This is a genomic window from Flavobacterium cryophilum, from assembly GCF_048286555.1.
Classification (GTDB): Bacteria; Bacteroidota; Bacteroidia; order Flavobacteriales; family Flavobacteriaceae; genus Flavobacterium.
The window spans coordinates 687875-702040 of record NZ_JBLVPZ010000001.1; the positions used below are offsets into that span (position 1 = coordinate 687875).

Here is a 14166-nt window from a genome sequence, read left to right on the forward strand (position 1 = left end):
CTTTGAATTTAATCGCTATTGAAGGGCATTTATTTAAATATCAAATCAATCATTTTCAAAATTAATCGTAAGTTTACAACCCCTTTATCAACCTAAAAAATTGCCCATGTCAGAATTTTGGATTTACTTTCAAATAGGATTAAAACACGTTTTAGATATTCATGCTTATGACCATGTTTTATTTTTAATAGCATTAGCGATTCCTTTTTCGTTTAAGGATTGGAAGCGAATTGTGCTTTTGGTAACGCTTTTTACTATTGGACATACGATGGCATTATTGCTTTCTATTTTTGATATTATTGCGACTAAAGTGAATGTTGTCGAATTATTAATTCCAATAACGATATTAATAACAGCATTGTTTAATCTTTTTACGGCGGGAAAATCAAGCAAGAAAGAAAGTATAAATTTGGTGTTTTTCATTACGCTTTTTTTTGGGATAATTCATGGACTGGGTTTTTCAAATTATTTTAAATCGATACTTGGAGGCGATGCTGCCTCTAAGATAGTGCCGTTGTCAGAGTTTGCATTGGGAATAGAAGCGGCGCAAATTGTAGTGGTTTTTGTGGTGTTGATTTTGTCGTATATCGTTCAAACCATTTTTAGATTCTCTAAACGTGATTGGACCTTAGTAATGTCGGCATTTATAATAGGAGTGGTGATACCATTGATTGTTGAAAGTGAAATCTGGATTAGATAAAAATGAACGAAAAAAAATTAAATAAATACGATAAAGCATATCTTAGAATTGCCAAAGAATGGAGTTTACTTTCTTATTGTAAACGCAAACAAGTTGGTGCGATTATTGTGCGGGATAGAATGATAATCTCTGACGGATACAACGGAACGCCATCTGGTTTTGAAAACTGTTGTGAAGACGATGAAGGTTTAACACGTTGGGATGTTTTACATGCGGAAGCAAATGCGATTCTAAAAGTAGCACGATCCACACAATCTTGTGAAGGAGCCACTTTATATATTACGCTTTCGCCCTGTAAAGAGTGTAGCAAATTGATTCATCAATCCGGAATAACAAGAGTAGTGTATCAAAATGGATACCGTGATGATTCAGGAATTCAGTTCCTTATAAAAGCAGGAGTCGCGGTTGAGCATATTGCAGTATTAGAAGAATAAATGTTGTTTTCCTATGAATTATAACGCAAAATATTTGCCCATTATTGTTTTCGCGACACTCGCGCTAGGTGTTGTGCTGGGTGGAATGTTGAATTTCCCTAACGCAGTTGATTTTTCAGACCGCAATAATTCTAGAAGCAAACTCAATAAACTAATCGATTTTATTGACAATGAATACGTCGATGATATTAATACAGATTCTATCGTAAATATTACCGTAGATAATATTCTGGCGCAACTCGATCCGCATTCCGTATATATTCCGGCGAGCGATCAACAAGCAGTGGTAGAAAGCATGAAAGGTAATTTTGTGGGGATCGGCGTTAACTTTTATATGTACAATGATTCTGTTGCGGTCATAAAACCAGTAGAGAATGGCCCTTCGGCAAAAGCTGGAATAAAAGCAGGAGATCGAATTTTATATGCCGATCAAACGAAATTATTTGGACGCAAATTACCAAGTGACAGTTTGTATTCTAAATTAAAAGGAACGGTGGGTTCTGATATTGTGCTTACTATTTACAGAAAATCAGAAGGAAAAAAGCTCAAAGTAAAAATAAAACGGGATGTTATTCCGCTAAAAAGCGTTGATGCAGCGTTGCTTTTAAGTAATAAAACGGGCTATATAAAAATAAACAGATTTGCCGAAACTACCTACAAGGAGTTTATGGCCGGATTAGCCAAGCTCAAACAACAAGGTGCAAAAGCACTCATCATTGATGTTCGCGATAACGGTGGCGGGTATATGGAAGAAGCAATTGCTATTGCCGATGAATTATTGACAGACAAGCAGCTAATTGTTTTTACTAAAAGTAAAAATGGAACTATAGACAAGACTTTTGCGACCAAGAAAGGCAGTTTTGAAAACGGAAAAGTATTTGTTTTAATCAATGAAAACAGTGCTTCGGCGAGTGAAATTCTAGCGGGTGCCATTCAAGATAATGATCGGGGAACCATTGTGGGGCGTCGTTCTTTTGGAAAGGGATTGGTACAAAGAGAAATGGGTTTTGCCGATGGATCAGCCGTTCGATTGACTATTGCCCGATATTACACGCCAACGGGTCGTTCCATTCAAAAGCCTTATTCGAAAGGGAATGAGGCGTATTTTGACGAATCAGAAGCTCGTTTTGGGAATGGAGAATTATATGAAAGAGACAGTATAAAAATTACAGATACTTTACAATTCAAAACTAAAAAAGGTAGAATTGTTTACGGCGGCGGCGGAATCGTTCCTGATGTTTTTGTTCCGCTAGAAGTGGAACATGGAAATGAAAGTACGGCTTATTTGTTGCAATCCGGAATCGTGGGCAATTTTGTTTTCGAACAGTTAGATAAAAACCGAAGCGCTTTTAAAGGACTTACTTTTGAACAATTTAAAATTAAAATGAATCAAACAGATTTGTATTTTAATTTGTTTCAAAAATTTATTTTTGGAAACGGATTGGATTTAGATTTCGGAAAAAGCAAGTTGTTGGTAAAAAGATATTTGGCTGCTGAATTTGCCCGACAATTATATGGGGAAAGCTATTATTATGAAATTATATTGAAAGAAGATGCGATGGTTAAAAAGGTTCTGAATCAGAAATAATTACTAGTTTAGAGTTGGTGGATAATTACAGTTTAATTAACTTTTTCTACCGAATACTATCGTGTGCATGTGTCTGCAAGCCGTTATTCCATTTAGTAAGAAAATCTGTTGCAACTGAGGCGCCGCTTCCGGCAGCAATGGCTAGCTGGCTTCTCCAGCCGGCTAAAGTTCCTATAACATAAATTCCTTCAGCAACGTTATGATCACTGTTCTTAAGTTGAATTCGTTGTTTTTCAGGAAGGGATTTTTGATGTGGTTCTACATATTGCATCAATCCATCAATTGCAAAAGTATTCGCATATCCTATGCCTACGATTATTGTTTTAGTATAGTAGGAATTCTTGTTTGTAATAACTGTAAATTCCGGGAATTGTCCCTCGATTTTTAATACTTTTTCCTTTGGAATTTGAGTAATATGAGGATAAGCGTTCGAGAGATGTTCAATACTTTCGTTCAATAATTCGGAGCCTAATTTCCCCGGAGGAATTCCATAAACATTGTTAAACAGCGCTTCTTGAAGAGATGATGTTTTTTGATGGGTGAAAATGCCGACTCTTTTGTCAGCAGCAAAGAATTTGTTTTTTGCCGAACCCAAAACAAGCGCGCATGACATTCCTGAAACGCCACCGCCAACTATGAGAACATCAAACATTATTACAATTGATCATTCGATTTCTCTTCAACCTTTTTTGCCATTTTAAAAATCAGAAGAATCAAAACTGCACAAAAAGAGGCAGCTATTCCAATAAAAGCAACTACGCTATCTCCTTGAAATGGATTTCTAAAATCCAACAAAGTAACATTAAATATGATTAGCGCTATTGCTAAAAACACCAAGATGTTAGTGAAAATTTTCATAATACGTTTTTGTTTTTGATTTAAAAGAAACAGATTTTTTATTCTACAAACAGATGTCTGTTCAAAAATCAGATTGTCTTTTAAAATTATCTTGTGGGTAAATTTAGGTAAATTTATTTTAGACGAACAAACCTTTAACATTCGCAGCGAATAATTTAACAGCAATCGCTAGAAGTACAACGCCAAAAGTCTTTCGGATTACGCCAAGTCCATTTTCTCCTAGTAGTTTCTCAATTTTAGACGATGATTTCAAGACGATATATACCAAAATAATATTCAAAATTATTGCAATAATAATATTTATGGTAAAAAACTGGGAACGTAAAGAAAGTAAAGTGGTCATTGTTCCAGCTCCTGCAATCAAAGGAAATGCCAAAGGAACAATAGATGCGGAACTTGCTTCTTCATCGCGATAAAGTCGAATGCCTAAGATCATTTCTAATGCCAGAAAGAATAATACGAACGAACCCGCAACGGCAAATGAGTTTACATCAATGCCTATTAAATTCAGTAATTCCTCTCCCACAAAAAGGAAAACAATCATGATTGTACATGCAACTATTGAAGCTTTTTCAGATTCAATGATTCCATGTTTTGCTTTTAAATCAACAATAATAGGAATGCTTCCCACGATATCAATAACGGCAAAAAGAACCATTCCTACCGTAATTATTTCTTTAAAATCGATGTCAAACATAATTTTTTTGGTTGTAAAGGTAAACTTTTCGATAGATTTTTTGTTAAAATTAAATTTTATTACAATAATTCTGATTCATTTTTGATAGGCTTATTTTTACTAAATTTTTTGGTTTTTGAGAGTATTTTTTACGTATTGTAAGTGAGTTATATGGCTTTAAAAACGGCTTATTTCCTTGGTTTTTCCAAAAGTTAAAGTTGGTTTTATCTAAATAATTATAATGTTCTTTAACTACCTTTGCACCTTATAATCTCACTACCCCAAAATAATGTTTCAATTAGGAAAAACGATCGTCTCAGAAGATATACTTCAAAAAGATTTTGTTTGCAATTTGTCAGCCTGTAAAGGGGCTTGTTGTGTTGATGGAGATGCTGGAGCTCCATTAAGCATCGAGGAAACGAAGATATTAGAAGAAATTTATCCCAAAGTAAAACCATTTTTACGCAAACAAGGAATTGCTGCTATAGAAGCGCAAGGTACGTGGACCACTGGAACTGATGGTGATCTTGAAACCCCGTTAATTGACAATAAAGATTGTGCATATGTAATTTTTGACGGTAAAACGGCTTTGTGCGGCATTGAGCAAGCGTATAATCAAGGGGTAATTGCTTGGAAAAAACCAGTTTCCTGCCACTTGTACCCTATACGGGTAAAAGATTTTACGGAGTTTTCTGCCGTTAATTACGACAAATGGGACATTTGTGATCCGGCTTGTTCTTTAGGTCAGGAACTTGAAGTGCCAGTGTATAAATTCGTCAAAGAAGCTTTGGTTCGAAAGTTTGGTGAGGACTGGTATGCAGAGCTTGAAATAGTCGCTCAAGAACTCAAAAAATAATTTAAAATAAATTCAAATTTTCTTTTTTACTGTTTTTAAAATCCTATATTTTACAGTAGGTCGCCGGTGTTTCATAATTTTAAAACACTGATTTTAAGGTATTTAAAATACGCATAAAAAAACCTCATTTTTTTTCGTTTGTTAAAAACTAGGTAAGATTGTGAATAAGTTTGGCTTTTAATTTCGGCAATATTTTACAATCTTTGTATTCTACAAAAAGCATAAAATCTCAAAAAATAAACAATTATAATGGCACAAATTGAACCAATTTTACAAGAAAATAAAAATCGTTTCGTAATTTTTCCTATTAAACACCACGATATTTGGGAATTTTATAAAAGTATGGAGGCCAGTTTCTGGACTGCTGAAGAAATTGATTTGTCTCAGGATTTAAATGACTGGAATAATAAACTTTCTGATGACGAGCGTTATTTTATAAAACACATTCTTGCTTTTTTTGCTGCTTCTGACGGAATTGTAAATGAGAATCTGGCTGAAAATTTTGTAAACGAAGTTAAATATGCAGAAGCGAAATTCTTTTACGGTTTTCAAATCATGATGGAAAACATCCACAGCGAAACCTATTCGTTATTGATCGATACGTATGTAAAAGACGAAGCGGAGAAAGATGACCTATTCAATGCTTTAGAAGTTTTTCCTGCGATTAAGAAAAAAGCAGACTGGGCTTTAAAATGGATTGAATCCGATTCATTTGCGGAGCGATTGATTGCTTTTGCTGCAGTGGAAGGAATTTTCTTTTCGGGCGCTTTTTGTTCTATTTATTGGTTGAAAAAACGCGGATTAATGCCAGGATTGACGTTCTCTAACGAATTAATTTCTCGTGATGAAGGAGTTCATTGTGATTTTGCGGTGCATTTGCACAACCACCACTTGGTTAATAAAGTTCCAAAAGAAAGAATCAGAAGCATTATTGTAGATGCTTTGAATATTGAAAGAGAATTTATTACAGAGTCACTGCCGGTGAGTTTGATAGGAATGAATGCCGTATTGATGACACAATATTTAGAATTTGTTGCCGACAGATTATTAGTGGAATTAGGTTGCGACAGAGAATATAACACTACAAACCCATTTGATTTTATGGATATGATTTCACTTCAGGGTAAAACAAACTTCTTTGAAAAGAAAGTGGCTGAATATCAAAAAGCAGGTGTAATGAACACGGATGGTGATGCTCAAAAAATATCTTTTGACGCCGATTTTTAAAATTTGAGTTCTTATCGATCCATTAATTTATTTTTGCGCTACTCTTGCACTAGCCCAGATAGTAATGGAAATCCTTTCTAGTCCTAAACTTGTTTCAGGATCCTGAAACAAGTTCAGGACTAGAAAGATTGCAATGGATAGCTGGAAGTAGCTCCAGAAAAAGATGCTGAATCAAGTTCAGCATAAATTACAAATAACGAAAAACAGCGAAGGGATTTTCTGTTTTAAAAACAAACAAAAGTATGTACGTAGTAAAAAGAGATGGGCACAAAGAGCCGGTAATGTTCGACAAAATCACAGATAGAATTAAAAAACTATGTTATGGTTTGAATGATTTGGTTGATGCTGTGAAAGTGGCAATGCGAGTAATTGAAGGACTTTATGATGGAGTTTCTACGTCAGAATTAGATAATTTAGCGGCCGAAACTGCGGCTTCAATGACTATTGCGCATCCTGATTATGCACAATTGGCAGCGAGAATTGCAATTTCGAATTTACATTCGAATACCAAAAAATCATTCTCGGAAACTATGAATGATATGTTCCATTATGTAAACCCAAGAAATGGTCAGTATGCGCCGTTACTTTCTGAGGAAGTGCATAAAGTGATTATGGATAATGCAGAGTTTTTAGACTCACATATTATATACAATAGAGATTTTAACTACGATTATTTTGGTTTCAAAACCTTAGAAAGATCGTATTTGCTTAAAATAAACGGTAAAATCGTGGAGCGTCCGCAACATATGTTGATGCGTGTTTCCGTTGGAATTCACTTAGACGATTTGGAATCAGTGATTGAGACGTACGACTTAATGTCTAAAAAATTCTTTACGCATGCAACGCCAACGTTGTTCAACGCAGGAACACCAAAACCTCAAATGTCTTCTTGTTTCCTGTTGGCGATGCAAGACGATAGTATTGATGGGATTTATGACACGTTGAAACAAACGGCTAAAATCTCGCAATCAGCTGGGGGTGTTGGACTCTCTATTCACAATGTAAGAGCCACAGGCTCATATATACGTGGAACAAATGGAACATCTAACGGAATTGTTCCTATGTTGCGTGTTTTCAATGATACAGCACGTTATGTGGATCAAGGTGGGGGAAAACGTAAAGGTAGTTTTGCCATTTATATCGAAACGTGGCATGCGGATATTTTTGAATTCTTAGATTTAAAAAAGAATACCGGAAAAGAAGAAATGCGTGCCAGAGATTTGTTTTTTGCGATGTGGACTTCGGATTTGTTTATGAAGCGCGTGCAGGAAGACAGCTATTGGACACTGATGTGTCCTAATGAATGTCCAGGATTGTATGATGTGTATGGCGAAGAATTTGAAGCCATGTACATTGATTACGAGAAACGTGGAAAAGGTAGAAAAACCATCAAAGCACATGAACTGTGGGAGAAAATTCTGGAATCGCAAATCGAAACTGGAACGCCTTATATGTTGTACAAAGATGCTGCCAACAGAAAATCAAACCAAAAAAATCTAGGTACTATTCGTTCTTCGAATTTGTGTACCGAGATTATGGAATACACTTCAAAAGATGAAATTGCGGTTTGTAACCTGGCTTCACTTTCATTGCCAATGTTTGTAGAAAACAAGAAATTTGATCACGATTTGTTGTACACCGTTACAAAACGCGTGACCAGAAACTTGAATAAAGTTATTGACCGGAATTATTATCCGGTAAAAGAAGCTGAAAACTCTAATATGCGTCATAGACCAGTTGGTCTTGGAGTGCAAGGGTTAGCCGATGCTTTTATCATGTTGCGTTTGCCTTTTACGAGTGATGCAGCTAAAAAACTGAATCAAGAAATTTTTGAAACTTTATACTTCGCAGCTGTTACCGCTTCGATGGAAATGGCCAAAGAAGAAGGTCCTTATTCTACTTTTGAAGGTTCGCCAATGTCACAAGGAGAATTTCAGTACAATTTGTGGGGAATGAAAGATGAGGAATTATCTGGTCGATGGGATTGGGCTTCATTGCGAAAAGAAGTAATGAAACACGGAGTAAGAAACTCATTATTAGTAGCACCTATGCCAACTGCTTCTACTTCTCAAATTTTGGGTAACAACGAAGCATTCGAACCTTATACTTCTAATGTTTATACCAGAAGAGTACTTTCGGGAGAATTTATTGTGGTAAACAAACACTTATTGCACGATTTAGTGGAACGTGGCTTGTGGAACGAAACATTGAAACAAGAGTTAATGCGAAATAACGGTTCGGTTCAAGACCTGAATATTCCGCAAGATTTGAAAGAATTGTACAAAACAGTTTGGGAAATGTCCATGAAAGACATTATCGATATGTCACGTCAACGTGGTTATTTTGTGGATCAGTCACAGTCATTGAACTTATTCATGCAAAACGCTAACTATTCCAAATTAACATCAATGCATTTCTATGCTTGGCAATCCGGATTAAAAACGGGAATGTATTATTTAAGAACAAAAGCTGCGGTGGATGCGATTAAATTTACATTGAACAACGATAAAAAAGCAGAGCCAATCGAAATTAAAGAGCAATCATTTGCTGTTCCTGCAGTTGCTGAAGCAGTAGAAATGACTGCCGATGAATACAGAGCCATGCTTGAATTGTCTAAAAATGCTGGTCCAGACGAATGTGAAATGTGTGGGTCATAAGGTTTTCTGAATGATCATTTAAGATTTTTGATTTTTGATCGAAAATCAGTAATAAATAAATTTTTTGTCATTTTGACAAAGAAGAAATTTTAAGCAGTTGTGTAATGATAGCTGCTTTTTTTTGGAGCTATTTGAATTCTTTTTATTTTTAAATAAAAAATAAAAAGAATTATACTTCAAACGAAGTTCACTGAACTCCAATTAAAATAAAAGTTAAGTGAAGTAATCTGGGCTAAATTATGAAGGGGGTACTGTTCAAATTTGTAAATAATTCATTATATTTGAGAGGTTATTATTGTTCAAAACTTTTTTGAACCAATCAAAAACGATAAAAAATGGAAAATAAAAAATTCACAGTTACAGATGATTTATTAGCTTCCAAAAGCCAGCGTCTCCTGAATTTCCTTATTGATGTATTGATTATTTATATTATCGAAATTAGCCTCGGGACCACATTAATCCTAATTGCTGAAATCACTTCTTTTCCAAGTTTATCAGCAAGTATTGAATCGATGGGTATAATTGAACAAATTTTGATTGGAATTATTATTCTGATTATATATTACAGTTTGACCGAAATTTATTTTTCCAGAACTTTTGCGAAATATTTCACCAAAACAATGGTAGTGATGTATGATGGTTCAAAACCGGATAATAAAACCATTTTTATGCGCACGTTTTGCCGATTAATTCCAATAGATCCGCTTTCCTATTTTGGAAACAATCCACGAGGCTGGCACGATAGCATTTCCAATACCTTTGTTGTCAATAAACACGAGTTGTTAGAAAAAAGAAATTTGTTTCTAACTGAATAAGGGTTGCAGGTTATATTTTAAAAAAATAAAGAGTGGTCATTTTAGACTGCTTTTTTGTTTTTAAACACAACCTTTTCTTTATATTCGCTCCTTTTAAATACCAACAATAAAATAATGAACTGGGAACAACTTTTATCACTAAAACGTCAGGGAGACAAAGGCAAAAGATTGCGTATAGAACAAGATGATACGCGACTCGGTTTTGAGGTGGATTACGATCGTATTATCTTTTCGGCGGCCTTTAGAAGCTTGCAGGATAAAACGCAGGTTATTCCGTTATCAAAAACTGATTTTGTTCACACCAGATTGACGCATAGTTTGGAAGTTTCAGTTGTGGGACGTTCTTTAGGACGATTGGTTGGTAAAAAAATAATAGAAAAATATCCGCATCTGAAAGAAGTTCATGGCTATCACATGAATGATTTTGGCGCTATAGTTGCGGCGGCATCCTTGGCGCACGATATTGGAAATCCTCCTTTTGGACATTCTGGCGAAAAAGCGATTGGGGAGTATTTTTCTATCGGGAAAGGACAGCAATATAAAGACCAGCTTACCGCAAAAGAATGGCAGGATTTAATTGATTTTGAAGGAAATGCGAATGGATTTTCGGTACTTACTGCAAGTCGTCCGGGAATTGAAGGTGGACTGCGAATTTCATATGCCACGCTAGGCGCCTTTATGAAATATCCTAAAGAAAGTTTACCAAAAAAACCAACTAAAGATATTGCCGATAAAAAATACGGTTTTTTTCAAACCGACAAAGCCTTTTTTCAGGATGTGGCTGCGGATATGGGTTTGATTCCAAATAAATCAGATGGAAATATTGGTTTCGAAAGACATCCTTTGGCTTATTTAGTGGAAGCTGCCGATGATATTTGTTATACTATTATTGATTTTGAAGACGGTATCAATTTAGGATTAGTTTCTGAAGATTTTGCTTTGGAATATCTGATAAAATTGGTTAAAGATAGCATTGATACGGCTAAATACAAGACTTTGGAAACCAAAGAAGATAGAATTAGTTATTTGCGTGCGTTGGCAATCGGGAGTTTAATAAGCGATGCTGTTAACGTTTTTATTGAAAATGAAGCGCTGATTCTTAGTGGAAATTTTCCATTTGCTATAATGGATAAAAGCAAGTACAAAGCTCAAATGGATGATATAATAAAAATTAGTGTCAATAATATTTATCAAAGTCGAGAAGTAATCGAGAAAGAAATCGTGGGATATCAAATCATACAAACCCTGTTAGATAAATTCATAACTGCTTTCAATAATAAATTTAACGGAAATGCTTCTAACTACGATTCCTTAATCTTGAAAATGTTGCCTGAGAAGCATCATCTCGAAAAAGAAAACCTTTATGGGAGATTACTTCATATTTGTCATTTTATCTCTTTGCTCACTGATGGGAATGCACTTATGTTATTTGAAACTATAAATGGTAAAATGAAGAATTAAGTTTTAAAAAATATACTCGATTCCAACACCAATAGCTTGTCTTATTTGTGTTTTTGGACCTTCCGTTACTTGTATTCCGGCAATTTCTCTTTTTGATTTGATATCGTCGTCATATATTAAATGCGCTCCAATATTGGCTTTTACGTATTGATTCACTACAAGTTCGACTTGTAAATCACAGTCTACGTCTATATTTCCAAAACGATTTACATAGTCTGAATATAAGCTTAAACGGTTTTCTAGAATGACATTTTTGAAGATTTCTTTCTTGTATTTATTGGTTACTAGAAAACCAAGTTCCATTTTTGATCTTTCGCCTTCGGTGAGTAAATTTCCATCCAAGTCGTAGGTTGCTTTAATAACTCCAAAAGCACCTTGATTCGCTAAACTTTGATCTAGAACTAAAGTTGTTTTAAATGTAAATGGCGAGATATAAAATGTTCGGTTCTTATCTTTATCAATATTTTCAGCGCCTACTCCCATAAAAATATATGCTGGAGCAAAGGGTTGTGAGATTGCTTTTTCAGTATTTGGATATGCATAACCGTTCGCGAATTGTGTATTAAAGCTGAATTTAGCCGAATGATACCAGTTCGAAAGAGTGTCTTTTCTGTAGCCAAACGTGGAGTTAAATTGAAGGGCGTCTTCAGTTTTTCGTATATCAATGCCGTCTTGTTTATTCAATCCGTATTTAACGATTAACTCATTTGACCAGTTGTAATTGCTTCTATTGTAAACTCTATGAAATTTACCTTTAAATAGCCCTGAAATCGAACTGGTTCCTCCTGCACTCCAATTGATAAAGGCGACTTCAGAGATGTCAAAGCCCAAACTGTTTTTTTTACTCCAATGGGATAATGGAAGATAATGCGTCCGGGTTTGTATTTTTAAAGCTACTTTCAACGGTTTATTTTTGGTTAAAAGCGTTGTTATTGGTCTAAGTGTGTCAGATAACGGAGTGATTCGTACTTCTTGGGAGAAACAATTAAAAGAGAAAGTGCAGGTAAGTATAAGAAAGACGTAGGTTAATAATTTCATTTTGGATTAGTTGTGATTGAGGTTGCAAAATAATTATTTTAATAACTTGAAAAAAGTTTTTCAAGACTTTTAACGTCAATTTTACAATATTGTTGTAATTCAGCTACAGTTCCGTGTTCAATAAATTCATCCGGAATCCCAAGCGTCGTTATTTGTGACCTGCAATTATTCTCTGAGGCAGATTCAAGAATTGCGCTTCCAAAACCTCCTTTTACGGCGCCATCTTCTATAGTAATTATAGTTGTAAATTTAGCAAAAATTCTCTTCAATGCATTTTCGTCTAACGGCTTAACAAATGAAAAATCGTAATGCGCAATCGTTTCTGGATGCTCAATTTTGGCTATAGCCAAAGAGACATTATTGCCAATCGTCCCATTGGATAAAACCGCTACTTTTGAGCCTTCCTTGATGCAAAAACTTTTTCCAATTTCTATTTTTTGATAACTCCCAAGATGTTGAGTTTGCCAATTTGCAGTTACGCCGCGTCCTCTTGGATAACGTACAGCGATAGGATGATTTAATCCCAATTGTGCAGTATATAAAATATTTTGTAACGCTATTTCATTACGAGGCGCATAAATAATCATATTAGGTATGCAACGCAGGTAAGCCAAATCAAAAACACCGTGATGCGTCGCACCATCTTCTCCCACTAAACCGGCTCTGTCTAAACAAAAAATAACTGGAAGATTCTGTAAGGCAACATCGTGAATTACCTGATCGTAACCTCTTTGTAAAAAAGTGGAGTAAATGTTACAAAAAACAACCATTCCTTGAGTTGCCATCCCGGCCGCTAAAGTCACCGCATGTTGCTCTGCAATTCCCACGTCAAAAGCACGTTTAGGAAACGCATCCATCATAAATTTCAACGAACTTCCCGATGGCATCGCAGGTGTAATTCCTATTATTTTTTCGTTTTTTTTTGCCAAATCCAATACGGTCAAGCCAAAAACATCCTGATATTTCGGCGGTAAATTTTCTTCTGATTTAATGTGAATTTCTCCAGTTGCAGCATCAAATTTTCCGGGAGCATGGTATTTTACCTGATTGTCTTCGGCTTGCTGCAATCCTTTTCCTTTCGTGGTAATAATGTGCAGAAATTTTGGTCCTTTTATTTTTTGCAAACGTTTCAGTTCTTTGATAACGGCAAAAATATCATGACCGTCTATCGGACCTGAATAATTAAAATTTAAAGATTTAATCATGTTGTTTTGCCTCGGATTTTTTCCTTCTTTCACGGCAGTGAGGTATTTTTTCAAAGCGCCTACACTTGGGTCAATCCCGATGGCGTTATCGTTCAGAATCACTAATAAATTTGCATCAGTAACTCCGGCGTGATTTAAGCCTTCAAAAGCCATTCCTGATGCGATGGAAGCGTCACCAATTACAGCAATGTGTTGTTTGTTGAAATCGCTTTTTAAATTAGAAGCGATTGCCATTCCTAAAGCTGCCGAAATGGAAGTAGAGGAGTGGCCTACGCCAAAGGTATCATATATACTCTCACTTCTTTTTGGGAAACCGGAAATACCACCCAGTTGCCTGTTGGTATGAAAAATATCTCTTCTGCCCGTAAGTATTTTATGTCCATAAGCCTGATGCCCTACATCCCAAATTAATAAATCGTTTGGTGTGTCAAAAACATAATGCAGCGCAATAGTCAATTCGATAACTCCCAGGCTTGCGCCAAGGTGTCCTTCTTTTACAGCCACAATATCGATAATAAAATTGCGTAATTCTTGAGCGACTTGAGGAAGTTGGGCTTGGTCAAGCAGGCGTAAATCGGTTGGATTGTTTATGTTTGAAAGTAAATTATCTGACATAAAGCAAAGATACGATTTGAAATTGTATTTTTGCAG

The 14166-nt window shown here is 35.3% G+C and carries 13 protein-coding genes; 8 read left to right on the forward strand and 5 right to left on the reverse strand.

Features of this window, described 5'->3' with window-relative positions:
- The first annotated feature begins 106 nt into the window (after positions 1-106).
- From ACNQGJ_RS03105 to ACNQGJ_RS03115, 3 genes are read left to right on the forward strand one after another with little or no spacing between them, the layout of a single operon-like run.
- Entirely contained in the window at positions 107-700 is a 594-nt protein-coding gene (locus tag ACNQGJ_RS03105; RefSeq protein WP_417970175.1) for a HupE/UreJ family protein, read from the forward strand.
- A gap of 2 nt (positions 701-702) precedes the next feature.
- The gene (locus tag ACNQGJ_RS03110; protein ID WP_417970173.1) at positions 703-1134 is read left to right on the forward strand and encodes a deoxycytidylate deaminase; all 432 of its coding nucleotides are present in this window, start codon (positions 703-705) and stop codon (positions 1132-1134) included.
- Between the two features lie 13 nt (positions 1135-1147).
- On the forward strand, positions 1148-2722 hold the full coding sequence (locus ACNQGJ_RS03115; protein WP_417970171.1) for a S41 family peptidase: 1575 nt from the start codon (positions 1148-1150) through the stop codon (positions 2720-2722).
- A gap of 46 nt (positions 2723-2768) precedes the next feature.
- On the opposite strand, the gene ACNQGJ_RS03120 is transcribed toward ACNQGJ_RS03115, so the two are convergent.
- The 3 genes from ACNQGJ_RS03120 to ACNQGJ_RS03130 all read right to left on the reverse strand — a co-directional run bounded on the left by ACNQGJ_RS03120 (position 2769) and on the right by ACNQGJ_RS03130 (position 4277).
- The gene (locus ACNQGJ_RS03120) at positions 2769-3374 is read right to left on the reverse strand and encodes an FAD-dependent oxidoreductase (protein ID WP_417970169.1); all 606 of its coding nucleotides are present in this window, start codon (positions 3372-3374) and stop codon (positions 2769-2771) included.
- Positions 3375-3376: 2 nt separating this feature from the next.
- Positions 3377-3580 (reverse strand): hypothetical protein, encoded by a 204-nt coding sequence (locus tag ACNQGJ_RS03125; protein ID WP_417970167.1) that lies wholly within the window; start codon positions 3578-3580, stop codon positions 3377-3379.
- Positions 3581-3698: 118 nt separating this feature from the next.
- Complete coding sequence (locus ACNQGJ_RS03130; protein WP_417970165.1) at positions 3699-4277, reverse strand: MarC family protein; 579 nt, start codon at positions 4275-4277, stop codon at positions 3699-3701.
- A gap of 268 nt (positions 4278-4545) precedes the next feature.
- Here ACNQGJ_RS03130 and ACNQGJ_RS03135 point away from each other — a divergent pair, with 268 nt between their 5' ends.
- The 5 genes from ACNQGJ_RS03135 to dgt all read left to right on the forward strand — a co-directional run bounded on the left by ACNQGJ_RS03135 (position 4546) and on the right by dgt (position 11272).
- Complete coding sequence (locus ACNQGJ_RS03135; protein ID WP_417970163.1) at positions 4546-5112, forward strand: DUF3109 family protein; 567 nt, start codon at positions 4546-4548, stop codon at positions 5110-5112.
- 249 nt (positions 5113-5361) lie between these two features.
- Positions 5362-6339 carry a ribonucleotide-diphosphate reductase subunit beta gene (locus tag ACNQGJ_RS03140; RefSeq protein WP_417970161.1) on the forward strand — a complete coding sequence of 326 codons (978 nt, stop codon included), beginning with the start codon at positions 5362-5364 and terminating at the stop codon, positions 6337-6339.
- A gap of 242 nt (positions 6340-6581) precedes the next feature.
- Entirely contained in the window at positions 6582-8996 is a 2415-nt protein-coding gene (locus ACNQGJ_RS03145) for a ribonucleoside-diphosphate reductase subunit alpha (RefSeq protein WP_417970159.1), read from the forward strand.
- A 335-nt stretch (positions 8997-9331) separates the two neighbouring features.
- Entirely contained in the window at positions 9332-9811 is a 480-nt protein-coding gene (locus ACNQGJ_RS03150) for an RDD family protein (protein ID WP_417970157.1), read from the forward strand.
- A gap of 114 nt (positions 9812-9925) precedes the next feature.
- Positions 9926-11272: a dGTP triphosphohydrolase gene (gene dgt / locus ACNQGJ_RS03155; RefSeq protein WP_417970155.1), complete on the forward strand. Its 1347-nt coding sequence runs from the start codon at positions 9926-9928 to the stop codon at positions 11270-11272.
- Between the two features lie 3 nt (positions 11273-11275).
- Here dgt and ACNQGJ_RS03160 read toward each other — a convergent pair whose 3' ends face one another.
- Both ACNQGJ_RS03160 and ACNQGJ_RS03165 read right to left on the reverse strand, forming a co-directional pair.
- The gene (locus ACNQGJ_RS03160; RefSeq protein WP_417970153.1) at positions 11276-12310 is read right to left on the reverse strand and encodes a DUF3078 domain-containing protein; all 1035 of its coding nucleotides are present in this window, start codon (positions 12308-12310) and stop codon (positions 11276-11278) included.
- A 38-nt stretch (positions 12311-12348) separates the two neighbouring features.
- Entirely contained in the window at positions 12349-14130 is a 1782-nt protein-coding gene (locus ACNQGJ_RS03165) for a 1-deoxy-D-xylulose-5-phosphate synthase (protein ID WP_417970151.1), read from the reverse strand.
- Positions 14131-14166 lie beyond the last annotated feature (36 nt).